This is a genomic window from uncultured Microscilla sp., assembly GCF_947493425.1.
In the GTDB taxonomy this organism is placed as follows: domain Bacteria; phylum Bacteroidota; class Bacteroidia; order Cytophagales; family Microscillaceae; genus Microscilla.
Genome location: NZ_CANLRP010000101.1, coordinates 1 through 24,138, shown reverse-complemented (window position 1 = coordinate 24,138; position 24,138 = coordinate 1). Strand labels below are relative to the sequence as shown.

Annotated in this window: 18 protein-coding genes; 10 read left to right on the top strand and 8 right to left on the bottom strand. The window is 40.8% G+C overall.

Going from position 1 to position 24,138, the window contains the following annotated elements; genetic code table 11:
• Positions 1–165: 165 nt before the first annotated feature.
• Entirely contained in the window at positions 166–3,627 is a 3,462-nt protein-coding gene (locus Q0954_RS21835) for a response regulator (protein ID WP_299460385.1), read from the bottom strand.
• A gap of 356 nt (positions 3,628–3,983) precedes the next feature.
• On the opposite strand from Q0954_RS21835, the gene Q0954_RS21830 reads away from it, so the two are divergent.
• The 3 genes from Q0954_RS21830 (at position 3,984) to Q0954_RS21820 (ending at position 7,238) form a co-directional block, all read left to right on the top strand.
• Complete coding sequence (locus Q0954_RS21830) at positions 3,984–4,772, top strand: leucine-rich repeat domain-containing protein (protein WP_299460383.1); 789 nt, start codon at positions 3,984–3,986, stop codon at positions 4,770–4,772.
• 803 nt (positions 4,773–5,575) lie between these two features.
• Entirely contained in the window at positions 5,576–6,469 is an 894-nt protein-coding gene (gene hemF, locus Q0954_RS21825; protein ID WP_299460381.1) for an oxygen-dependent coproporphyrinogen oxidase, read from the top strand.
• Positions 6,470–6,479: 10 nt separating this feature from the next.
• The gene (locus Q0954_RS21820) at positions 6,480–7,238 is read left to right on the top strand and encodes a leucine-rich repeat domain-containing protein (RefSeq protein ID WP_299460379.1); all 759 of its coding nucleotides are present in this window, start codon (positions 6,480–6,482) and stop codon (positions 7,236–7,238) included.
• On the opposite strand, the gene cbiB is transcribed toward Q0954_RS21820, so the two are convergent.
• The 4 genes from cbiB to Q0954_RS21800 form a co-directional block, all read right to left on the bottom strand.
• On the bottom strand, positions 7,235–8,197 hold the full coding sequence (cbiB, locus tag Q0954_RS21815; RefSeq protein ID WP_299460377.1) for an adenosylcobinamide-phosphate synthase CbiB: 963 nt from the start codon (positions 8,195–8,197) through the stop codon (positions 7,235–7,237). The two genes, Q0954_RS21820 and cbiB, sit on opposite strands and share 4 nt — an antisense overlap.
• Positions 8,198–8,618: 421 nt before the next feature.
• The gene (locus Q0954_RS21810; RefSeq protein ID WP_299460375.1) at positions 8,619–9,647 is read right to left on the bottom strand and encodes an aminotransferase class I/II-fold pyridoxal phosphate-dependent enzyme; all 1,029 of its coding nucleotides are present in this window, start codon (positions 9,645–9,647) and stop codon (positions 8,619–8,621) included.
• Between the two features lie 158 nt (positions 9,648–9,805).
• On the bottom strand, positions 9,806–10,051 hold the full coding sequence (locus Q0954_RS21805) for a hypothetical protein (protein WP_299460373.1): 246 nt from the start codon (positions 10,049–10,051) through the stop codon (positions 9,806–9,808).
• Complete coding sequence (locus Q0954_RS21800) at positions 10,038–10,241, bottom strand: ATP-binding cassette domain-containing protein (protein ID WP_299460370.1); 204 nt, start codon at positions 10,239–10,241, stop codon at positions 10,038–10,040. The genes Q0954_RS21805 and Q0954_RS21800 overlap by 14 nt, the downstream gene beginning before the upstream one ends.
• A gap of 96 nt (positions 10,242–10,337) precedes the next feature.
• Here Q0954_RS21800 and Q0954_RS21795 point away from each other — a divergent pair, with 96 nt between their 5' ends.
• Positions 10,338–12,761 (top strand): ATP-binding protein, encoded by a 2,424-nt coding sequence (locus Q0954_RS21795; RefSeq protein WP_299460367.1) that lies wholly within the window; start codon positions 10,338–10,340, stop codon positions 12,759–12,761.
• A 377-nt stretch (positions 12,762–13,138) separates the two neighbouring features.
• Positions 13,139–13,990 (top strand): T9SS type A sorting domain-containing protein, encoded by an 852-nt coding sequence (locus tag Q0954_RS21790; protein WP_299460365.1) that lies wholly within the window; start codon positions 13,139–13,141, stop codon positions 13,988–13,990.
• Between the two features lie 326 nt (positions 13,991–14,316).
• Here Q0954_RS21790 and Q0954_RS21785 read toward each other — a convergent pair whose 3' ends face one another.
• A complete protein-coding gene (locus tag Q0954_RS21785; RefSeq protein WP_299460362.1) occupies positions 14,317–15,348 on the bottom strand; it encodes an amidohydrolase family protein in 1,032 nt (343 codons plus the stop codon).
• 279 nt (positions 15,349–15,627) lie between these two features.
• Complete coding sequence (gene yidD, locus Q0954_RS21780) at positions 15,628–15,891, bottom strand: membrane protein insertion efficiency factor YidD (RefSeq protein WP_299460359.1); 264 nt, start codon at positions 15,889–15,891, stop codon at positions 15,628–15,630.
• A 60-nt stretch (positions 15,892–15,951) separates the two neighbouring features.
• Here yidD and Q0954_RS21775 point away from each other — a divergent pair, with 60 nt between their 5' ends.
• The 5 genes from Q0954_RS21775 (at position 15,952) to Q0954_RS21755 (ending at position 20,071) form a co-directional block, all read left to right on the top strand.
• A complete protein-coding gene (locus Q0954_RS21775; protein ID WP_299460357.1) occupies positions 15,952–16,689 on the top strand; it encodes a bifunctional 2-polyprenyl-6-hydroxyphenol methylase/3-demethylubiquinol 3-O-methyltransferase UbiG in 738 nt (245 codons plus the stop codon).
• Positions 16,690–17,331: 642 nt separating this feature from the next.
• Positions 17,332–17,868: a SiaB family protein kinase gene (locus tag Q0954_RS21770; RefSeq protein WP_299460355.1), complete on the top strand. Its 537-nt coding sequence runs from the start codon at positions 17,332–17,334 to the stop codon at positions 17,866–17,868.
• A 404-nt stretch (positions 17,869–18,272) separates the two neighbouring features.
• Entirely contained in the window at positions 18,273–18,668 is a 396-nt protein-coding gene (locus Q0954_RS21765; RefSeq protein ID WP_299460353.1) for a DUF1987 domain-containing protein, read from the top strand.
• 305 nt (positions 18,669–18,973) lie between these two features.
• Positions 18,974–19,447: a MarR family transcriptional regulator gene (locus Q0954_RS21760; RefSeq protein ID WP_299460352.1), complete on the top strand. Its 474-nt coding sequence runs from the start codon at positions 18,974–18,976 to the stop codon at positions 19,445–19,447.
• Positions 19,448–19,540: 93 nt separating this feature from the next.
• On the top strand, positions 19,541–20,071 hold the full coding sequence (locus tag Q0954_RS21755) for a Uma2 family endonuclease (RefSeq protein ID WP_299460350.1): 531 nt from the start codon (positions 19,541–19,543) through the stop codon (positions 20,069–20,071).
• A gap of 69 nt (positions 20,072–20,140) precedes the next feature.
• Here Q0954_RS21755 and Q0954_RS21750 read toward each other — a convergent pair whose 3' ends face one another.
• Positions 20,141–23,470, bottom strand: coding sequence for a G8 domain-containing protein (locus Q0954_RS21750; RefSeq protein ID WP_299460348.1), 3,330 nt, complete (start codon positions 23,468–23,470; stop codon positions 20,141–20,143).
• Positions 23,471–24,138: the final 668 nt, after the last annotated feature.

Sequence of the window (24,138 nt, the reverse complement as noted above, 5' to 3'; positions counted from 1 at the left end):
TTTTTAGACTATTACAAGTACCAAGCAACATTAAACATACCTAATGAGTAGGTGTAACGATCTTATGATGAGCAAGTTGCTCTTACTTGTAGCACCGATATATATCGGTATATAAGGACTTATAATTACTTGCTGCTACTTACTACTAAAAACTTTAGCCCCATTTTATGTAAAACTATCAAATACTTGTTGAATGTCTTCTTCTATCAACGGTTTGCTTACATAATCATCCATTCCGGCCACCAGGCATTTTTCTTTTTCTCCTTTTACCGTTCCAGCAGTTACTGCTACAATGACTGCAGGCTTTCTGCCTTTATCACTCTCCATTTGCCTAATAACACGGGTCACATCATACCCGTTCATGTCTGCCATCTGTATGTCCATAAACACCAGTTCAGGCGCTTGTTGTTGGTATACCTCCATTGCTTCGGCACCGTTATACGCTTGCAATAGCTTGATGTTTGGATGCAATTTTTTAATAATTTCACTCATCAAGATCATATTTACCTCATTGTCTTCCACAATCATTATTTTATATACGCTTACCTTCCTGTTTCTGCTTCGCTGTGCTGGTTTTGTCTTGATTTGTATCGCCAATAGTACCTCATATAATTGATGAAGTGCCACTGGTTTTATCAACTGTCCTATGTTTAAGCGTTGGCAGGCAGCCAATACATCAGCTTTGCGTTCTTCTTCGTTGAGTAATACTATTGGCAAGTTTTTTAGCTGTAGCTCCTGCCTTATTTTTTCTACTGTTTTTATTCCATCCATAAAAGGCATTTGGTAATCTATCACTAATATGTCATACATTCTATGGTTGCTCGCTTCCTGGGCTTTCATTAGCTTTTCTAAAGTAGCAATGCCATTATTTACCAACTCTACCGCTATATTTTGCTTTTCTAGAGCACTTGCCAGTGGTTTCAATGTTTTTAAGTCGCTACCTACCATTAACACTTTTTTATAATGCTTTAGGCCAGACCAATCCACACTTTTTTCGAGTTCGCATTTAAGCCTAATGTCAAAAAAGAAAGTACTGCCTTTACCCGCTTCACTTTCTAACTGTAGCTTGCTCCCCATCAGGTGCAACAGTTTATCTGAAATACTCAAGCCTAAGCCTGTGCCCCCAAAACGTTTAGTAGTAGAAGCATCTTCCTGGCGGAAAGCTTCAAATATTTTTTGTTGATTTTTTGGGGCAATACCAATGCCTGTATCTTTTACAGTAAAGCGCAACAAAGCCTCTTCATCGCTTATGTTCTCCAATACATCCAGCCTTAATACAATGGAGCCTTCTGCAGTAAATTTAACAGCATTGGACAACAAGTTGGTCAAAATTTGCTTGAGTCTTATTTCATCTACCCAAACAAACCGAGGCAAGTCATTGGGTAAGGCCACCTCCATTTGCAGTTTTTTTTGTTGTGCCTGAAACTCCACCAACTTTGTGATCTCTTCAATCAACAACCTCAAATCTACTTTTACCTGCATAATATCCAGCTTTCCAGCCTCTATTTTCGAAAAGTCAAGAATGTCGCTTATAATATCCAGCAGTGTATTGGCAGACTGAAACACCACCTTAAGATAATTGCTCTGGGTATTGTCTAATTGGGTTTGCATAAGTAAGTCAACAAAACCAATGACCCCGTTTAGTGGGGTTCTGATCTCATGACTCATATTGGCAAGAAACTCCGATTTTGCCTGACTTGCCTGACGGGCTTCTTCGGTTGTATTTTTGAGCTGAGTCATCAACTTTACCCGTTCTTTTTCTTTTTTATTTGCCCACACCAACTGAGCTGTAGTAGACAATAAGGGCTTGAGGTAGTCAAACACTTGCTGGTCGTACCCGTGAGTACGATTGACCAATCCTGCCATGCCTATCATTTTGCCTTGTACAAACAATGGTAAACCCAAAAAAGCATTGGGCAATACATTGCCGCTGAGAGAGTCATGGTCTGGAAGGTTGGCTATCACAGGTTTTTGCCCATCAAGCACTATTCCAACCAAAGTTTGCAGGTTGAGCATTCCCTGGTCTTCTGGTACTGTTTCTTCACCAACTACCACAGCCTCTTGGTCAAAGACAGCATTGGTGGTGGCAAAAGGTTTGAGGTAAAGGCTCCCCTTCTCACTTTGTAACACTTCGCCAATAAAACCATAAGTACTGTTGGTAGTCTCTAAAAATTTAGATAGTAAAAACTCAAACACTGTATTGGTTTTATCACCAGCTATAAACTGATGCTGAATTTGGTTGATAGAATCAAGCAAGGCAAAGCTGTTCTGTAGCTTTTCATTGGCTTCTTTTAGGTTCGTTACGTCCTGACAGGTACCCAATATATGCATTACCTCTCCAGCTTCATTTTTTCTGAAACTAGCCGATAGTTTTACCCAATGCAATGTGTTTTTTTGAACGCTTACCCGAAACTCAACACAGAAAGATGCCAATGTACGGTGCGCCTCTTTTAGCTGCTTTTTTACCCTCCCAAAATCTTTAGAATCTACCCGGTGTAACCATTCTCTCAAACTCCCATTAAAACCAAGTGGAGCATCACCAAAAAGGGCATACATTTGCCCATCCCACCATACTTTGCTTGTTTTATAGTCAAAGCTCCAGGTACCTATGCCTGCCGCCTGGGTAGTAAGCAATAACCTTTCATTGGTTTTCTTAAGTTGTTCCTCTGCCTGCTTGCTGTCTGTGATGTCTTGAAAAGCCCCCAGAAACCCAATTTGCCCATTTTTTTGGGTAATCATCCTGCCTGATACCTTTACCCAATGCATAGGTTCAATCCTACATACTACATCAAAGTCTTCTTGCTTATCGAACGCCTGCTGCAGTGCATTTTCCAGCGCTTGTTGATCAGTCACAGGGTAACTATTAAGGTCGGTAAAATGCTTAGGGTACCTGTGGTTATGATATAATTCATTTTGCCACGCCCACTTATTGTTGCCAGTAGCAGGTTGCCAAAGCCCCAAGCTGGCAACTTTTTGAATGTCACCAAATAGTTTCAAGTAAGACTGTAGTTGCTTGTTTTTGTGTTTGACTGACCTAAAAAAAGACATGCTTACAGTATAGATCATTGCCGCAATAAACACCATTAGTAATACAGCAATGAGGGCAAAGCTCAACTCTTTTTTACGCATTTTATCTACCTTGCTTTTCGCCTCTTGTTCGTAATGATAGACAATGTTATCCATGAGCATTAAAAAAGAGTTGGCATGTGCCAAAAACCCGGCAATGACATCATTGGAAGTTTGGGTGGGAGATGCACTTACTTTTATCAAAAACGATTGCAAAGCAACAAAGTGAGGTTGTATACGTTGAAATAGGCTTTGAACGTTTGAGCTATTGTCTTTTCGTTGCCTAAGTTGATGATGAGTCGTTAAAAAAACTTGGTTAAGCGAATCTACTTTACGCCTGAATCCGATAAATTCACCGTGTGATAATAGGAGTACTTCTTTGCTTAAACTTTGGCTTAACATTCGTTGCCTTCCAGCAATATTCAATAAATGAGATTGTTGTTTTTGTTTTTCATACAACACTTCTACTGAAAGGTACAGGTTTCCTAACACGATAATCATTACAATTGCACCAATGACATAGGCAACAACAAACCATAGTCTTAAACGAGAGAAAAACATATATTTTATTCTGGTAAAGTGATTTGCAATGAATTTTGAAGCGTTACTAGGGAGTAATTAAAAAATAGAATACCCTTTCTTTGTTAGCTATTTTATTCTGAGACGCGGCACCTTTTAAAGCCATAGCAGAGCTACGACTGCAAAAAGTAACAAAGTCTCAGGGCAAAAAAGCAGCTACAAAATGGGCAGGTTATTTCTTGTTTGCTCCCTTAAATGATCACTAGAGTAATGTTAAATATACACGACCCCAAAGAGAAATACAGAATTCAACGCTGATTAGTTATTGATATAATTTATTACTGTCAAAATAACTCCTAACTTGTCTATTTGTTTTTACACCAACCCATTTCTGGTAAATGTTAAACCCTTCAGAAGCTGATTTACAAAAATTAGAAGCTTTACTGCTAAGTAATGATTTAAATAATGTAGCACTTGCCTTTACAATAGGACAAAACTATGCCTCTTTCCGACAAACTTTACAGGGGCTTGCCACCATTTGGAAAGCAGTAGATTGGGAACAAGACCAAGGCATTACGCCTCAGCAAGTGTTGTATATGACCCGCTGGAACCGGCTCAACCTTCGTTCTTATCAGTTGTTGCAGCTTCCTTCTGTCATAGGTTTGTTACAGAACCTTACCCGGCTCGACTTGTCTGACAATCAACTTGCATTTTTGCCCGCTCAAATCAAAAACCTGCAACAACTGCATACGCTCAACCTTAGCAAGAATAAATTCAGCGACTTGCCTCAAGCGGTAGCTCACCTTGAGGCTATAGAAAATCTTGACTTGAGCCACAACAACTTTGAGCATTTCCCAGCGCTTGTGTCACACCTTGGCAACCTTAAGCAAATATACTTTGCGCATAACCAACTCCAAGACACTCCTGCTCAACTAAAGCAGTTGAACCAATTAAAGGTGCTGGATTTGTCTAATAACCAATTGACAAGTTTTCCTGGCTTCATCGAATATTTGCCTTCACTTTGGGAGCTAGACTTGTCATTTAATCAACTCAAGTATATTCCGCTTGATTTACCCAATCTCCAAAAGCTCAATATATTACGCATTAAAGGCAATGCCTTACCTCACCGCCACAAACAAGCCATTAAGCAGGCGTTTGCCGATAGCCGTACAAAGGTGGTATTTTAGTTGGGAATTACGAGTTTGAGAATTACGAATTACGAATTGGGCGAAGCCATTAGGAATTACGAGCTTGAGAATTACGAATTACGAATTGGGCGAAGCCATTAGGAATTACGAGCTTGAGAATTACGAATTACGAATTGGGATTGCACGAAGTTTCTAAAATTCTTGATATACAGGTATTTACATATAAATCAAGGTGCTAAATGTAGGGGCAATCCCTTGCTGTAATGCAATGGAAGTTCGCGGTTTATCGGAATGGTTGCCCACGCGAAGAACAAACCTGATTACATACGCCGTCTTTTAAAGGAATAAACGACCTTACTTGAATTCGTTTTGATTCTGTAAAACATTTATTATCAGTAAATTACAAGACTTCGTACACTCCGAATTACGAATTACGCGAAGCCATTCGTAATTGACCTATTCGTAATTTGTAATTAAAAAGCTTCGCACCAATTAGCTAAAGCAGAGCGCCCTCCGGTCGGTTCGTAATTTAGTCCAGAGTCGGGAGTCCGTAGTCCATAGTCACTTCAAACCCATTTGTAATTTAGTCCAGAGTCGGGAGTCCGTAGTCCAGAGTCACTTCAAACCCATTCGTAATTTAGTCCAAAGTCTGTAGACTATAGTTTTTAGCGTCGCTTCGCGTCAATTCGTAATTCGTAATTGACCAATTCGTAATTGAAAAAGCTTCGCGTCTATTCATAATTAAAAAAATCACTAAATTCGTCCCAATTTTAATTTAAAGTATGTAAGGACGGCATTGGGTAGACTTACGACTTGCCCATCGCCACTGAAACTATCAGATTATGGCAAAAGAAAAATACACCAATTGGTTTAAGGGTTTACAGGATAATATTTGTGCAGCCCTCGAAAACGCAGACGGCAAGGCAAAGTTTGAGGAAGATTTGTGGGAACGCCCTGGCGGTGGTGGTGGGCGCACCCGTATCATGCGCAACGGCCAGGTGATAGAAAAAGGTGGGGTAAATTTTTCATCGGTATTTGGTCGCACTCCTCAGGCACTACAAGACAAAATGGGCTTCCCTCCTTCCGATTTTTACGCTACGGGGGTATCTATAGTGCTTCACCCTGCCAACCCTATGGTTCCTATTATACACATGAATGTTCGCTATTTTGAACTATCTACTGGCACCGCCTGGTTTGGTGGAGGCATAGACCTTACCCCTATCTATATAGTACCCCAACAGGCGCAGTTTTTTCATGAGCAACTCAAGCAGGTATGCGACCAACACCACACCGATTATTACACTGAGTTTAAACAGTGGGCAGACAATTATTTTTATATTCCACACCGCAATGAGACCAGGGGTGTTGGAGGTATTTTCTTTGACCGCCTCCAGGCTACTGATGACATTTCGCTGGAAGACCGCTTTGCTTTTGTTCAGTCGGTAGGCAATGCATTTGCTCCTATATATACGTACCTTATTGGTGAAAACCGTAATAAATCGTTTGATGAAAAACACAAAGAATGGCAACGGGTACGCCGCGGCCGCTATGTGGAGTTTAACCTGGTGTATGACAAAGGCACCAAGTTTGGGCTGGAGACATCGGGACGCATTGAATCTATTTTGATGAGTTTGCCCGCCCATGCCTCTTGGGTATACAACTACCAGGCACAACCGGGGAGCGAGGAAGAAAAAACGATGAATTTGCTCAAAAAAGACATTGATTGGGTACAATAACAGTTTGACAATGAGTGATGACGACAAAATATTACAGTTGCTTGAGAGCGAAGATGTTAAGAATGTAGCAGTGGCTTTCCAGTTATGCGTTGGTCTCAAGGGTGCTTATGGCCCAAGGGTAATAACTATTCTGCAAAACTATTGGTTTATGTGCCTACGCTATGGTATACATGACCAAGAGTTTTTGCAACTAAAAAAATTTTATTTAGACGATGATGATGATCTGAGTGAATTACCTCCCGAGATTGGCTTGATGCAATCACTCATAAACTTAGGGATAACTTACACTCGGTTTACCACCTTGCCTGCAGAAATCGGGCAATTGTCAAAGTTGCAAAACCTATCGTTAGAATACAACCAACTTACAGCTTTGCCTGCCGAAATTGGACAACTCACGCAATTACAGCGGTTGGGTATAGAGGAAAACCAACTGGTAAGTTTACCTGATGAACTTTGCCAACTGCGACAACTCACCAAGCTAGTAGCACACGCAAACGAATTGCGGGCATTGCCCGAATGCATAGGCAACTTACAAAATCTGGAACTGCTGATGCTGGAGGTGAACCGATTAAGGGCACTACCTGCCAGCATCGGACAACTGTCTGCACTTAAAGGGCTCCATTTGGCAGACAATGAACTGACTGATGTACCCAATGAAATTGGGCAGTTGCAAAACCTGGAAACGCTCGACCTGATTAATAACCCGATACCTGAGGCTAAAATAGCCGAAGTACAAAGCTGGTTGCCCAATTGTGAGGTGGTGTTTTAAATCAGCGGCAAAGCCTCTATTATACATAAACTCACCATAAACCCTACCATGAGTGCCGTAGTGAGGTGATTTATAGTAGCCACCCTGCCAAACTCGGGGTGGCTGATGGGGCGCTCTTGCTGCCCTATGTAGGGTTTGGGTACCCAAACCCCGTGATACTTGTTAGGTCCGCCAAACCTACAGTTAAGAATACCTGCTAACGCAGCTTCAGGATAACCTGCATTGGGGCTTTTGTGTTGGCGGCCGTACTTGTATACAAAACACAGGGCACGCCCGTTAAAACTGACCAACACCATCAACAAAGCAGTAAGTCGGGCGGGTACAAAATTGAGTAAGTCGTCGAGTCGGGCAGCAAATTTACCAAACTGCTCGTAGCGGTCGTTGTGGTAACCAATCATCGAGTCAAGCGTATTGACCATTTTATACGCCATGATACCTGGCACCCCAAACAAGGCATAAAAAAATAAAGGGGCAATGACTCCATCGCTCAGGTTTTCGGACATAGTTTCAAATACAGCAACTCGTATTTGTTGGGGGCTAAGTTGCCCAGTATCTCTGCCTACAATCCACGCAAGCCGCTTTCTACCTGCCTCTACTCCTTGTTGGTCTAAGGTGTCAAATACGGCTTTGCCTTCTTGAATAAGGCTTTTGTTTGCCAAACCATAGAATACGCCTAGGGTGCTCAATAAAATCCCCGCCAACGGGTGTAACTGATTTATCCATTTTTCGGCGAAAGCCAAACTTATAAATACCAGCGCAACCAACCCAATGGTAAGCAATGCCCCTTTGAGAAACCTGGCTCGCCCACGATTGAGCAGTTTTTCGCTCAGAGAGATACTGTTGCCAAACCAACGAATGGGATGAGGTAGCCTGCGAGGGTCTCCCAACAAAAGATCGAGCAAATACCCTAACAATAAGGGCAGGCAAGGGAGGAGTGACTCCCCGATATAGCTATGCATAAAATAACAAGATTGAGTATCAAGCAACAGTACCACTTCAATGCTAAGTAACGTGTTTGCCCCGTGAACGGGATTTCGGGCGTAGCCCTCAACAATAACCCCGATAAGAAATCTGAAGCTGTCCGATTTAGAATAAATTAGATTCGCAGAGCTTGAACTTCGTTCTGCGGTTCGCTTTACTGCCTTTCGTTACCCCGGCAGCTCCGCCGGGACTGTAAGTTTTTATTGCCCGTAGCGCTGCCCCGAATCAAGTTCGGGGTTCAAGCTCTATGAGCGCAAAAACCGATAGCTGCAGCTACGCTGCGCTGAGCTCTGCCAAAGGCTAAATGCCTCAGCCAGTTGCACGTATTTGTCCTAAAAACCAAAAACTTATTTTGAGCACGTTACTTAGCGTGTATTTACTCAGGAATAGTGAAAAAAATTAACGGGTAGCATTCCAGGCTTTCAAAGCTTGAGTGAGTAAATTATTTTTTTCGGCAGTAAGGGTGGCCACCCTAAAGTATTGATGGTCGAGTCCTCTAAAATTGGTAGCGTTTCGGATCAATAGACGATGTTCATGACTCAGGTAATCTTTGAGTTCTTGAGCTGTACCATTGAGTACCTTACCCAGCCAAAAATGGGTATCACTTTCTATCCACTCAAAATGAGGTATTTGCTGAAGCTCGGCAAGCCAACGTTTTTTTTCTACCAACAAGCTGTGTATAGCGGGACTGATTTCGGCATAATGATCAAAAATATACTTCCCAGCAGCTATAGCCAAGGCATTGACCGACCAGGCTACTTTAATGCTTTGTATTGCCCTTATCAAAGGTTCGGCGGCTAACAAATACCCCAAACGTAAGCCTGGAATAGCAAAGTTTTTGGTGAGTGATTTTAACACAATAAGGTTAGGGTAGTCGCGGATAAGTGGCACGTGAGAGTCAATGACCTCGGTAAAATCTATGAATGCTTCGTCAATACAAAAAATAGTGGTAGGGTATTGTTCCAACAAGTAGGCAATGTGTTCGACAGGTACTGTAGTGCCTGTGGGATTGTTGGGGTTACAAATAAAAGTAAGTGTAGCCCCTTGTGGTTTCCAATGAAGCAGGTGTTTGCCTGGCACAAAAGTAATAGAGTGGTGATGGTGTATCTTACAAGCGTCTTCGTACTCAGCAAAGGTAGGTGTAAATATAGTAGTAGACTTGCCAGCATATAACTGTGCTACCAAGTGAATACCTTCTTCGGCACCATTGAGTACCAACACCTGTTTTTCTGATACTTGATGGTGGTTGGCTATTCTTTGGCGCAAGCTTTCGGCAAGCACTTCGGGGTAAGATGCCACCGTATGCCATTGCTCAAACACATATTGCTTGAGCCCCAAAAGCCCTGGTGCTTCATATACATTGGTACTAAAGTTTGCCTCTATAGTATGAGGCTGTAAATACACGTCGTCCCCGTGTCCGTATAACATGTTATTCTTGTTTAGTTTTTATGTCTTGTTTTGGCTTTTAGTTTTTCCAAAACCTTTGTGCTTCGTCAAGGCAATCCACACAGTGTCCATTCGTAACCAAGCCTTGGCGAGCGTTGCGTTAGCCAATTAAAGAGCGTTTGTTGCCATTGGTAATAGACTTACATCAACTGTGTCATTTGCTGCCCTTCGTTGTTTAACACCCTTATAGTAATGGTTTTCTCGTTGTGAATCGACACCTGTTCCAGTAAACAGTCTAACAACTCTTTGGCCCTCTGGTCTATTTTGTCTTTGTGCCACCCCAACAATTGTGGTACTACTGCTACGTTTTGAGCCGCCGTATAATGCAGAAACAGCCCTACATTTTGGATTGCGTAACAGCTGTTCAGGAATTTATTGCAAACCATCCTCACCATTGATGCGTATCACTCCTGATGATGGTTCTACCAAACGATTGAGCATCTTAAGAGTAGTGGTTTTGCCCAACCCACTTGCACCCAACAATACCAGGGTTTCCTGGGGGGCTACCGAAAACGAAACTGCATGTACTACCCTGGTATCGCCGTATTTTTTGGTAAGTTGTTTTACTTCAATCATCTGAACCAATAAAAAATATTGTACCTTTGCAGGCTATTTCAATAAAACCGCTAACAATAATTATTACGCAGGTGATTGAAAATTACAGGAACAAGAATGGAAATACAAACTTTTATACAATCAATTCTCAAAAGTATTCACAGCTCTTCTGTTAACACCACCCGACGCAGAGTCAGTACGTTGCTTAAGAAAGTAAACCTTACAGAAAGCTTTCAAGAGTTTCTTGAAATGTTTTATCAACAACTGGAAGAACATCAACTAGAAGTAAGCCCAACACTTACTGGCGAGCTACCAGCAGATACCTGGCTACATTTTAGTCTTATAAGCGACGAAAATGATCGCCTTCCGGCAAATGTGCCTCAAACATTGCCTGTCGTCGAAGATTTTTTTAAATATTTATTTGATTTTGGTTCACCCGAAGAATATGAACGGTTTCAAGCCGCACTGGACTCTTTTTCTCCAGTAAGCTTATTTATCGTTCCACAAGAAGAAAATTTTTATTCAGACGTGATAGAAAAAGTGCTATCGTTTGAACTGCTACGCAAAAGACAATACCGCAACGATTTTAAAGTAGGCGATATAGGGCAAATGGAGCTTGGCCAACTAGCTACTGACCCATCGGGTAACGACCTGCCTGTGGCTAATATCTGGAGCTTTTACGATCTCTACAATTTCGACCAAAAAAATATGGAACAGGTCATTTTGGGCGAAAACGGAGCATCGTTGTTACAATCCGAAAAATTTACCCAAAAGTTTAATCAATTGGCATTGTATGCCAACAAGTACTATTCAGACCAGTTTTTTATTGTGTTTAACTGCCCCTCACAAAAACAGGTGGCCGCCAAACAACGACAAGAGGTAATGGATAGTCTGATTGCCCAGGTAAATCAAAAGTTTCCCTATGTGTTTACACTGCGCTGTAAGTTTGCCCGCCAAAGCGAGATACCAGCCGAGGCATTACACAAAATATATCAACACTTTAGGTTTTTGTTAGAGTTGCCCCACTACCCTATCGATGAATCTTTACCATTGGCAAGTGGGTTTTCGTTGTTGCAAAAAGCCCAAAAAATGGCAGAAACACAGTTGCTGCTCCACATGCAGCCGGAAGTGTTTAACCTCATGCAGTGGAACTATGAAAATGATGAATTTTTGCATTTGCAATATTTTGCGCTCAATACCCTACACAAACGCTATGGTTATGCTTTGCCTGACATTAACACCAATGCCAATAGCAGCCGATACCATGTAACCGAGGATTACGAGTTTGCTGCAAACCCTGATGTAATGGTCAAAAATGAAATCATTGTAGAGATAAAAACACTTGGGCAAAAAATAAGAGACAAAAATATTCATATCGACTTGGTATCAAGCATTAAAAGCGAGAGCCGGGGTTGGAAAAAAAACCTGAAAGAGTTTTGGCTGGTAGTACCAGGTTTTGAGATTGCCCGCAACTATTATCAGCTCAAGAAAATTCAGCAAATACTACAAAGTACACTTAAGAAATCGTTTAACAGCCAATTTAAAATTGTGTTGATGGCACCTGACTATGCCAACCACGAATTGGTGCCGGTGCACTTCGACGAGATTGCATTGCCTACCCACCAAGTGGTAATGCAAGCCCCCCAGCTACCCAGTACTACAGCACTGCCTACCACCAAGGCTTTGTCGTTTGACCAGGTAAAGGGCTTACACGAAGAAAAAGCCATGCTTAAAGACCTGATTCAGCTTCAGGACGAGCACCATAGCCTGGGGCTCGGAGGAATTATTTTTTATGGGCTATCAGGTTGTGGCAAAACCTATTTGTCCAATGCTTTTGCCAGCGAGCTAGGCAGGTATTTCTTTAGCTTTTCGCCTGCCGATATTCAAAGCATGTGGATAGGACAAACCCAAAAGAATATCAAAGACATTTTTTCGCAGGCACAATCCAAAAGCCCTTCATTATTGTTTATGGATGAACTCGAAAGTATTGGCTTTAGCCGAAACAACCAACAAGCACATACTGACCAAAAAGCAACAATTAATCAGTTGTTGATAGAAATGAACAACATAGACGAAAGTAATGTGCTGGTGGTAGGGGCAACTAACAAAATCAGCCAATTAGATTCAGCACTTAAGCGTTCAGGCAGATTTGACCTAAAAATCCCTATTTTTCCACCCAACGAACAAGAACGTGCCGAGATTTTTCACTACTACCTCGAACTACTCAATAAAGAACTTGCCCAGAAACAACATGGTATTATAGAAGTAGAACAGGTATATTTTAATTATTTGGGTGAAGAAAGTGTAGGAATGACTTCATCGGATATAAAAACATTGATGAACCGCCTAAGGATAGATAACTTACTAAAAAAGCCCCAGGCCACCAATGCTGATTTGCTGGTCACCAGGGTCAAAAAGTTTATTCAGGAAGGACAACGCACCCTTAGCAAAGATGATGTGCGCGGTTTTATTGACGAGTGTCAGCGCAACGACCAATACAGCCCTAAGATTGAGTTTTTGCTGGACGAATGGAATCTTTAGTAATTGATTGTGCAAGGGCGTTGTGAGGCGCCACCCTCCAGTATAGTATACACAACATCCGGTTACAAGCCCTTTGTAACCGGATGTTGTTTGAGTTATATAATAATTATACGTGCCTTTTTACAGGATTAACCCTCTTTTTGTTTCATCAACTCCCAATAATTACTCAATATTACCCATAATTACCCAATCTTACCCGTTCTTATCATATACTTTTGCCCTACAACTATTTCAGGAAATAAGTCAAAATACACTTCGTATTTTTACATTGTTTTCTGGTACCTGACTATTTTATGCACCTGTAATTGAGCCACAATTTGCTTGTCGCATAAGTACCCAGGTTATGTTTTTTTAAACCTTAATTAACTATTATCTACATGAAAAAATTTACTACTCTGTTTGCCATGACGTTATTGTTCATGGTGGCATTTGCCAACAATGTATCGGCACAATGCAGCGTTAGCGGAACAAGTTCTATGTTAGCTGGCGAAACACGTATTTATACTGCCACTAATCAATCTGGAGCAAAGTATTTTTGGTCTACTACTGGTGGTTTAAGCATCGTAGGAAGCAACACTGGTCGTACTGTATCGGTAAGAGGTACTAGCAACGGAACTTTATATTATGCTCGCTACAAGAGCGGTACTGCTCCTTGTACTGCGGCTCGTTCTGTAAGTGTAAGTGTACCAGGTTGCCCTACTGCAGTTGCTATTAGTCAACTATCGGCTGAGTGTATTGGAAGAAGAGCCATTATTGACATGAGAGCCACTCTTACTGGTTCTGGTTCTAGTCCGGTAACTTATCAGTGGACAGTGATTAGTGGTGCTGCCAACATAATCAACAACAACAGTGCGTTTGCTACTGCAATTGCTAACTCAAGAGCTTCTTTTACAGCAAGAGTAACGGTTACTTGTAATGGTCAGTCTATTACTGCTACCAGAATTATTCGTGCGCCTTACTGTAACGGTTCTATTGATCCTTTACGTATCTCTCCAAACCCATCTAACGCTGACTTGACTGTAGAGATTAAGTCTGCCAACAAGATCAAAGTTACTGATGCTAAGTATCAGGTAGAGGTAGTAAACAAAAATGGAAAAGTGGTATTGTCTGAAAACCTTAAAAGTGCCAAGCAGCAGTTCAATACTAGCAAATTGCCTAAAGGCATGTACTACATCAGAACCAAGCTAAATGGTAAAGAGCTAGGTACTTCTCGCTGGATCAAGAGATAAATAACCTTGGATAAGTTTGGCCGTTCATTGCCAAATTCACAAAAAAACCCTCATCAACTTTTGGTTGGTGAGGGTTTTCTTTTATAAAACTTGAAGCTGTCTCATAATCATTTTTAGAAAAATATTATTTTAATGATTGATCATACCTGACAGGTTTTGGAAACCTGTCAGGTATAAAATACTTTAAAAATTGTTTTTCCTTTAAGGAAATTTGCCAAGACTTGAGTTATGAGACAGCCCCGTTTTATAAAACTTTGGGCTATGTTTTTAACTTTCTGAACAACCTGATTGACGACTTATCAATCAAACCCTTACCCCTCTTTCTGTTACATAAACTTTTCTTTTTTTAAGTTGAGCCACTCAAGGGTAGCATTACAGTAAATGTTTTCTTTGTCTTCATCCGATAGATCAGTTTCTTCGATAAAAGCCCCTATTTCCAGGTCACCCAACGGAAAAGGATAGTCAGAACCTAAAGTGACCCGGTTTGACCCCATCATGTCTACGGCATACTTGAGCATAGTAGTGTCATGGGTAATACAATCAATCCAAAACTTGCCCAAATACTCTCTTGGATTTACCGGATTGTCAATTGCCACAAGGTCGGGGCGACAATTAAATCCGTGCTCTATTCTGCCCAATGTAGCTAAGAAAGAACCTCCAGCATGGGCAAATGCTACACGTAGCTTAGGGTAACTGGCAAAAACCCCGCTAAAGATCATAGACGTAATGGCGCGGGTGGTTTCGGCAGGCATACCCACCAACCAAGGCAACCAGTAACGGCGCATGTTGTCCATGCCCATCATCTCCCAAGGGTGAATTAAAACCGCCATTTCCAACTCTTCGCACGCCTGAAAGAAAGGCCGAAACTCAGGTTCGCTCAAGTTTTTTTGGTTAATGTTAGAGCCTATTTGCACCCCGGCAAACCCTAACTCCTCTTTGCAACGACGTAGTTCTTCTACCGCCATGTCTATGTCTTGCATGGGTAAGGTACCCAAACCAATGTAGTTTTTAGGGTGTGCTTGCACCAATTTGGCGAGGTCATCATTCAAAAATCTGGCAACGTCCAGCCCATCTTGAGGCTGTGCCCAGTAGCTAAACATCACAGGTATGGTGCATACTACCTGCACCTGGGTATTATATGCTTTGTATTCTTCGATGCGGAGTACCGGGTCCCAGCAGTTAGATTTGATTTCGCGGAAAAACTTGCCGTCCATTAACATACGGGCTTTTCCTTTTTTGTGGTGATCAAGGTATATAAAGCCCCCATAACCAAATTTTTCGGCAAAACGGGGGAGCTTTTCCGGTATAATGTGGGTGTGCATGTCTATCTTCATCCTGCGAAAATAAACAGATGCCACTAATTTGTAAACAGGAAAGGAAAAATTTTAAATATGATAATGTATAGGTGGGAGGTAGAAGTGCTGATAGGGGCAAGCTTTAAGCGACAAGTCGCAAGTCCTTAGATACTGATGCCAGACCCTGTTCAACTATGTTGAGCTCATCACAGCAGGTTAATGTAGATTCAACAAGCATCTACACTTTTTCTATCACGCTTATTTTTAGTGATTAACAAAACTTGTGGGTGAAAGGTGGAAGCTACCAATGGCTTGGTAATAAAACAATATTGCTACCATAGACTAATCATCATCATTTTTGGTTTTTTGAGGAGGGTTTTTCTTGCCTACCTTAGGGGGTACAGGGTCATAACCACTGCCTCCCATGGGGTGACAACGCGATATCCGTTTCATTCCCAACCACGTGCCTTTGAGGGCTCCGTGGGTTTGGATGGCTTCTATGGTATAATGCGAACAAGTAGGTTGATAGCGACAGGTAGCAGGCAAGTAAGGAGAGATGCCTTTTTGGTAAACTCGAATAAAAAATATAAAAATGGCTTTGAGCATTGACTTCTTATTTGGTACTTGTAGGTAAAAATACAAATTTATTCTCAAAAGTTCAGATTGATGGCAGATTCACAAGTAAAAACCCACTATGATACTCACTTACAGAGTTTTTATTCCTGGATGATGGGTAGTTTTGATGAGTGCATGACACAACAACAAGCGTTTTTCGAAACATACAATATTTTGCCACAAGGCAACAAAGTAGCCATAGATTTGGGCGCTGGACACGGCATTCAGTCGGTAGCATTAGCAACGCAAGGCTTTGAAGTTACCGCTATAGATTTTAATAAAAAACTATTGGCAGAGCTTCAGCAAAATGCAGGTGATTTAATTATTCACACGCAGGAAGATAATATACAACACATAAAAAAATACGCCCATCTACAGCCCGAACTTATTGGTTGTTGGGGTGATACCCTTGCCCACCTGGTGTCTGACCGTGCGCTCGAAACTTTTATCCAAGATGTAGCCGCATGCCTCAAAAAAGGCAGCAAGTTTTTATGCTCTTTTCGAAATTATTCAACCCAGCCCTCGGGTACTCAAGAGTTTATACCTGTAAAAAGTGACAATGAACGCCTATTGACTTGTGTATTGAACTATGAAGCGCAAAAAGTAAGGGTTACAGATTTGCTTTGGGAAAAAAAAGACGAAGAGTGGCAACAAAAAGTAAGTAGTTATTATAAAATAAAAATTTCGCCTGGGCTCATAGAGCGCTTGCTTCACAACAATGGGTTTAACGTACAGGTAAATGCCCTGGAAAATGGTCTTCATCACATCATTGCGCAAAAAATAAAGTAACGGCAAAGCATAGACTGTACATATCATTAACAAGGGTGATTAGACATTACTTACTTTTTGGGCACAGACAATCACCCTTGATAAAACCACGTTTGTATTTATTTTAAGGATAGTAACACGAACAGATAGTTTACAAAAAACTATATTTTTGCCTGAAACTTATTCAAAAATATTGACAAATTAGCCTCATATTATTGCCTAAGCACAACTTATTCAGAATATACTGTATCCATATTTACCAAACCATCGTATTAAATTTTGTACGCTTTTGTTACTTCAGCAGAAATCATCACTATTTTCACAATTGCATACACTACCTTTTCTTTCTAAATTGCTTAGATAAATTCACGCTTAGGAATGGTACCAAAATAAATTTACATTCTTAACCTCATCTTTTGAGGCTATACTTTGTTAAAAAATAGCCGAATAGCGATGCTATTAGCCGATTTTTTGCCTCGTCTAGCAACAAAATATTTTATTAAACTATAGAAATTTATTTTTACACCATTCCTTAGGCAAAAATCCAACACAACAATTAATCAACACAGGGATCATTAATTGTTATATTTTTACAATTTTAAATAACCATTTATCTTAAAATATTTGATGATGATATTGGCAGCAAAAATGGTTGATTTTTATATGGCAAAGTCTCTTGTATACAATAATATTTTTCGGGTAAAATCTCCGCTTATCATGTATAAGGGAGGGGTTAATTATGAATTAATTGCCAAAGCAAGGCATTTTATCCGTACTACCTTCACCAAAACCAACCTTCAATACAAAATACAATCTATTTTTATAGAGTTGGCTCAAAATATCTTATTATATTCAGAAGAACATAACCTATTGAAAGACACAGAGTCGGTAGGAACGATTGTGTTGGACGAACAAGAAGAAGCTTACCTATTGATTACAGGCAATGTGATGAAAAGTGAAACAGTAGAAACACTCAAAGATCATTGTAACCACATCAACTCGCTAGATCGTACAGGTTTGTTCCATTTCAAAGCAGAGCTTGCTCAAAAAACCACCAACCCCACCAGCAAAGGAGGAGGGTTAGGACTACTTCAGGTAGCTCTGCTATCAGGCAACAAAATACAGGTTGTTACAGAAAAAATCAACGATGAATATACCTACCTTGGGTGTTGTGTCAGGGTGTATAAAGATCATAATTAAAAGCGCTTTAAGGGCTCTATCACCAAGAGAATTGTTTTCAATATTGAATGCTTAAAAAACATCCTTTGTTTCTAGGTATTTGAGGTGTTTTAATAACGCTTAACCTATGCTTAGGAATGGTACCAAAATAAATTTACATTCTTAACCTCATCTTTTGAGGCTATACGTTGTTAAAAAATAGCTGAATAGCGATGCTATTAGCCGGCCATCCCTCAAGCTCGCTCAATATCCAGTGGATATTGCCGTGCCGCGTCTAGCAACAAAATATTTTAGCGTTACTATAGAAATTTATTTTTACACCATTCCTCACACAGTATTCAACCTCTGAATATTGCATTTCACAATTCATTTTGTCTTATTTAATCGTATATATTACGTTCAATGATTTATTATAAATTGCCGTTATGAAAGATTTGCATATAGAAGAAACCACTGGAACTTTTTTAACTCCTGCCGTAAAATTAAATGCCACCACTGGCAAATGTTCTATGGAAGGGGAATCATTCATAGAAAATCCACAAGCGTTTTATGCGCCCATTCAGGAGTGGATAGACACCTACATCAAAGAGGTAAAAGGTCAGATGGAGTGGGACTTTCGTTTTTTATACCTCAACTCCAGCTCATCCAAGATTATGTCAACTGTATTCAGAACGCTCAAAGATTATGAAAACGAAGGTGGCAAACTAATCATTAACTGGCACTACCCTGAAGACAATACAGGTTTATTGGAGGAGGGTGAATGTTTTAAACTTGTCAGCAAACTATCTATCAACCTCATTCCCTATGAACTAGCCGACTGATCAACACGTCTGCTGACAAGATAAAAAGAGTTTAAAATAGTAATATTCGGTTAATCTACTTACTTATTTTAACCCTAGTTTACTATAATGTGAAGAAATTCCCCACTCGTATTATTGTGCATAAAATGTTATAATTTGCCTTCAAGTTACTATCATTAATAATGAACTTGTTTAAACTTTATCGTTAAAAAGGCTTAGTTAGTCCTTGTTAAACCTTCATTGCTGAGTCTTACCTGTAAAACAATATTGCCTGTTTTACTCTTAAAGAATAAAAGTTAAACAAGTTCGGCTTAAAAACTAAACCCATGCGCAAAGAAACAGTTGAAGAGTCTTTAGTACTGACCATTATAGAACTGGCTGCTCAAATGACTAAGAAAGGGGATGTATTGACCCAAGAGTTAGGTATTACGACCCAACAATGGTTGATTTTGCTATACATTTATGGCGACCCTAATATTCCTTTTTTAAATTCTCAACGAATGAAAGAGGGAGTATTTGCTAAAGATATAGCCGAAGCACTGGATGTTTCTAAGCCCAACATTGCCAACCTGGTAAATATTCTGAGCCAAAAAGAATTAATTACTCAAATAGAAGACCCCATAGACAGAAGGCGTAAAAGGCTAAAAATCACCGAGAAAGGCATTGAAGTGATTAGCCAGATGGAGCAAAAGCGAGTAGACGCCAACCAAGTAATGTTTGGATCGCTCGACCAAAATGAACGCTTGGAAATGTTGCAGCTTTTGCACGCTTGCCTGCGCAAACTCAAGCGAAAAGAGTAATCAAATACATTGTACCCCTGTCACAACAACCAGCTTTGAGTACTTAAAGATTAAAAACTTTTGTAATTTTGGGCTTCAAGCAAAGCCTTTTATATGACTATTACAGAAGAAGATTTTTTGATAAAAGCCTGTCAACAACCCAATCAATGGGAGTACCACCAAGGGCAGTTGGTTGCCTGCGAACCTGCCAGTGAAGCTCATCGTCAAATCGTCCAAAACCTTATTGATTTGTTTTCCAAGAATGCTTCAACAATTTCCTCGCTAGTATTTATACCCTTGGTGGATGCTTATGTATACCCCGATTTTGTGCTATTACCCAGCGCTCCTATTCTTTACGAGGCCCCCCAACAAGCCAGTGCTGTGCTCAACCCTGCATTAGTGGTAGAAATTATGTCGCCTCAGACCAAACAAACAGATACGCAGCTAAAATGGGAGTTTTACCAGCAGGTCCCCCATCTGGAGCAATACCTGCTCATAGATGAGCAACGTCCCTTACTACAGTTGTTTACTCGTAACGAACAAGGTTGGAAGCTGGAAATAATCAAGCATAGCGACAATACCAAACCGTTTTTATTACACAATAAAGAGGTATTATTAAAAGATATTTATCAGCAGGTAGTATAAAACCCAAAAATCCCTGGCATTACAAACACCAGGGATTTTAGCAATAAGTAAAAAGCTTCCTCTGTTCAACTACTTCTTCAATAGCTTTCCGGCAAAATGTTTATTGCCCACCTGAAGACGATACAGATAATTGCCCTTAGGCAAATCTGTCACGTTTACCTTCAGTTGATGTTTACCTGCTTTTAGATTTGGTTGTACATAGTGTTTTCTTTCTTTGCCCAACAAGTCATACATCTTAAAAACCACTTTTTCGTTATTAGCTACTTTGACTGATAGCTGCAAAGTATGCTCAAACGGGTTGGGGTATACTACAGAGTTACTCTCTGACTGATCGTTGCCTACTACAGTATGGGTACGGGCTACTGTACCATTGCAAGTGCCATTGGTACACACCATCAACGATTCTATGATACCATCATCAGTAAACGAACCGCTCAAGGCCTGGTAACGTAAATACAAGCTTTTGGTAAATGAGTTATAGTAATATCCTGACCCGTTCATACTTTTCAAATTGGTTAAAGACAAACGATTAGGTACAGGTTGTAAACCATCATTTGCGTAATAACTATATTTACCTCTAGGGGTTACCCTACGTACAATAAATCCGCTGGGTACATTTTCGACCTCTAAAATCACATACTCTCCCTGATTCATGCTATGAAAATCGAACCTCGAAATGGTAGGAATGACAGATTTTGAATAAGTATATTTATAGTCATGTACCCCATTTACCATAATGGGTAATCCTACTCCGTCGAGTGCCGAGTGTTGATGTAGCTCAGTAAAACTCACACCATCACCTCTAGTCAAGGTACTGGTTTGGCGACGCTTACTAGCTGGACCATAATCTTCGTCCGATGAACGTAACTCTACATAAGCAAACCTATGGGTAACTTCACTTGCATTGCCTGAACCAATGGGTAAGCTTGTGCCATCTACCATAATGGGCGTATTGCGGGTAATGGCATTCATAGGTCGATTGGTCATAGCCCCGTCTATATCATAGATCATTCCGGCAAACCAAAAAGACTGTAAATCAGTTCCATTGTGATCCTGAACCTCTCTGAAATGTACTCGATAGCTGCTTGGATTATCTACAATGGTATTTTCCATGGTATGCCCCATATACCTAATGGTGGCTCCCCACTGGTCAAACAAACTAAATTTGGAAAGTTTACCTCCCACATACTTATCACCAAAGCCTGCAAAATAAGAGTCTTTGATATGCACCGGACCATCGTAAATAATATGGCCTACCACATATTTATCTCCCCTCTCTGAAGGAGCTAGCCCCTTCTCTGTATCAATATTAGACACATGCTCGTGATTGTCTGAAGCTCCTACCCACAACACCCTGTTGTAGTTGGTTTTCCAGGTACTGGTCTCTCCCTCCCAGTTATCTGCCACCATCATATTGTTGTATGTGTTGGTAATCGTCGCGTCGTTGGTACGGTTTCTTCCTTTGATCCGGGAATAGTTGCCCAACTGGTTTTTATACACTGTCAGATTGTTAATAACCACTTCAGTGCTTGGATCATAGGTAAGGGTCAGCTGTACATTATCATTTCCGTCGGGCCCCATGCCTACCAACCAGCCGTGGTAACTAGAGTGCGCGGTATTATTGTCAAAAGCCCCATTGGCAAAATTTAATCCATTGCCTTCAGCGTGAAAAGCAAACCAAAAACCTGACCCATCGGAGCCTGCCGCACGGTTGTTTTGTACCGTATTATGAGGGTGGGTAATCCAGAAAGTAGACGGCCCGCTGGCATTTCTATGTTTTATAGTATCACTGGGCAATAAAACAAAATCTTTGTGAGGACGGCGAGTTACCAAGCCTAGGTTACCAATAATCTGATTACCCGTTTCATTGCCATCTTCCAGAAATACGGCATGCCCTACATTATCATAGCAAACATTTTGATCTACTACAGTATTATTGGTGCCATGCACCGTAATAGCACGGTTGTAAGTATGGTGCACACTAGAATTGCTAAAATATTGCCCACTGGCATCACCCACCAAGTGCCAGTGAAAAGGATAACGCCTTAAGATATTACGTTGCCCCATACGGTACAACTCTACATTAGAAATACGCGTAGTAGATCCTTGCATCATCATGATATGCCCGCCAAACTTAGTACTGGCACTGCTCACATCTCCTTGAATGACTAAATTACGTGATAACATGCCTACTTCAGCTCGCTCATCCAGCTCCCATCTATGGGTTCGCCTATCAATTACTCGTTGATAAGTTTGCTTTTGCCCAAAGTGCCTATAACTAAGGTGGTTCGACAAATACACCTTAGAACCATCTATACGAGTAATCGTTCGTTCTTCGGCGTGGTTCATATCAAAATCAGTAGACGCTATCACTATACGGTCACCCACTTTCCAACCTGTGGTAGCTTCTACCTCAATATAATTATGCCCAGCAAGCGCAGTCGTCTTTAGCTGTGTCCAGGATTTTTTGGGTTGCCCGTGTAACTCCACTGTGCCACCACTCATAGCACCTATAAACTTATAGCCCATGCCATCCTCTGGATTTACCCCTCCTGTTCCGGTAAGGGTAATACTACCTTTGGCAACATAAGGAGCTTCTTTCGAACCTACCAATAACCCTCCTCCATTCATTACATGAATGCCTTGGGTTGCCAACCTAAAGTCACCATTTAAAGGAGCAGTAAGCGTCCCCCTTACATGAATCAATGCAGCGGCATTGCCTACACTGTTGTCTAGCACCATTGTACAATTTTGTGGGATCGACACTACATCGCCAGCGTTAGGTCTTGCACCACCTTGCCAACTACTGTTTTGTGACCAGGTAGGTAGTTTTTCTAATTTTACATCATCTACAAACGCAGTTTGATCGCCTACACTGGCAGTGCCTGCTAACCTAAGGGTATGGCTACCCGCAGACAACCACCATATAGCTGTGTTGTAATTGCGATAAGATGTATTGGTAGGGGCAATATCCTGAACAGTAGCGCCATCTAACAATACACGCACGGTTTGTCCTTGCCCAGAGTTAAACCAAGCCCTTTGTGCAGCCTGCAAACGCACCCTATAGGCGCCCTCAGTAGGCACATTGATAGTGACCTGGGCGTATCCTTGGTTTTGCAAAAATAACACTTGGTTGCCCATTGGTGCACCCTGTGAATTGCCGCCGGTAAATCCAGACCTATTGTCAGAAATACCCGCCCCGTTACTAAAAGTCCAACTTGCTCCCGAAGGGCGGTACTGAAAGTTGCCATAAGCAATATTGGGAGACTCAAAGCTACTGTTGCTCACCCCTATAATAGAAGAGTTGCAATTGGGTATCTTTTGCGCCCAAGCACTTGCTCCGTAGCAAGCTACCCACAGCACACCTAACAGCAAGCGTAAAAAAGGTAATTTAATCATTGTATAGGTTTTTAATGGTTATAAAAATTATTCTCATCCAGGCGTAGACTTCATCAAAGCGATAAACTAACGCCAGTGAAAAAATGAGAATGCTAGATAGATAATCCCTTGATACACCTCCAGGCGCTTACCCGTTATTACTCATTATTACCCACTTACCCTCTCTATATATTTACAAAGTCCAAAAGAATAATTATAATCCGCAGAAAATCAATGATTTAGCAAAAAATAGCAGAAAATGACAAACGAATTAACAACTTTTTTCAGGGGCAATAATTACCAGGATTTATTGGATGATATTTGCTTATTTTTTCAAGCAAAAGCAGGAGTTTAATGACAAAACACCACTCTCAAGTGTGCCTTTTTAAGAGTATACACTGATAAGCTATGCCCTGAGAATTTGCGTGAATAAAATCATAAAAAATAAAGCTTTCTAAAAAAACAAAATGTTTGAGGGATGGCAGGTTAATACTTTGCTGTAGCTAAATTTTCCGACAGAAAGAGCTTTTGGCAGGCTTGCTAAGTTATAAAAAAATAAAACTAATTTTAATTGAATATTTATTCAACTACATATATATTTGTTTATAAAATCAATACTCCGCAGTGATTTTAGTCAAAGTTGATTACTGATTACCTTCGGTGAGCTCCCGTTGGTCGGTTATCAAATG

What these genes read in the sequence shown, in the direction of transcription:
- Q0954_RS21835 (WP_299460385.1), bottom strand. Translation starts at nt 3,627, where the DNA reads ATGTTTTTCTCTCGTTTAAGACTATGGTTTGTTGTTGCCTATGTCATT.
- Q0954_RS21830 (WP_299460383.1), top strand. Translation starts at nt 3,984, where the DNA reads ATGTTAAACCCTTCAGAAGCTGATTTACAAAAATTAGAAGCTTTACTG.
- hemF (WP_299460381.1), top strand. Translation starts at nt 5,576, where the DNA reads ATGGCAAAAGAAAAATACACCAATTGGTTTAAGGGTTTACAGGATAAT.
- Q0954_RS21820 (WP_299460379.1), top strand. Translation starts at nt 6,480, where the DNA reads ATGAGTGATGACGACAAAATATTACAGTTGCTTGAGAGCGAAGATGTT.
- cbiB (WP_299460377.1), bottom strand. Translation starts at nt 8,197, where the DNA reads ATGCATAGCTATATCGGGGAGTCACTCCTCCCTTGCCTGCCCTTATTG.
- Q0954_RS21810 (WP_299460375.1), bottom strand. Translation starts at nt 9,647, where the DNA reads ATGTTATACGGACACGGGGACGACGTGTATTTACAGCCTCATACTATA.
- Q0954_RS21805 (WP_299460373.1), bottom strand. Translation starts at nt 10,051, where the DNA reads ATGGTTTGCAATAAATTCCTGAACAGCTGTTACGCAATCCAAAATGTA.
- Q0954_RS21800 (WP_299460370.1), bottom strand. Translation starts at nt 10,241, where the DNA reads ATGATTGAAGTAAAACAACTTACCAAAAAATACGGCGATACCAGGGTA.
- Q0954_RS21795 (WP_299460367.1), top strand. Translation starts at nt 10,338, where the DNA reads ATGGAAATACAAACTTTTATACAATCAATTCTCAAAAGTATTCACAGC.
- Q0954_RS21790 (WP_299460365.1), top strand. Translation starts at nt 13,139, where the DNA reads ATGAAAAAATTTACTACTCTGTTTGCCATGACGTTATTGTTCATGGTG.
- yidD (WP_299460359.1), bottom strand. Translation starts at nt 15,891, where the DNA reads ATGCTCAAAGCCATTTTTATATTTTTTATTCGAGTTTACCAAAAAGGC.
- Q0954_RS21775 (WP_299460357.1), top strand. Translation starts at nt 15,952, where the DNA reads ATGGCAGATTCACAAGTAAAAACCCACTATGATACTCACTTACAGAGT.
- Q0954_RS21770 (WP_299460355.1), top strand. Translation starts at nt 17,332, where the DNA reads ATGGCAAAGTCTCTTGTATACAATAATATTTTTCGGGTAAAATCTCCG.
- Q0954_RS21765 (WP_299460353.1), top strand. Translation starts at nt 18,273, where the DNA reads ATGAAAGATTTGCATATAGAAGAAACCACTGGAACTTTTTTAACTCCT.
- Q0954_RS21760 (WP_299460352.1), top strand. Translation starts at nt 18,974, where the DNA reads ATGCGCAAAGAAACAGTTGAAGAGTCTTTAGTACTGACCATTATAGAA.
- Q0954_RS21755 (WP_299460350.1), top strand. Translation starts at nt 19,541, where the DNA reads ATGACTATTACAGAAGAAGATTTTTTGATAAAAGCCTGTCAACAACCC.
- Q0954_RS21750 (WP_299460348.1), bottom strand. Translation starts at nt 23,470, where the DNA reads ATGATTAAATTACCTTTTTTACGCTTGCTGTTAGGTGTGCTGTGGGTA.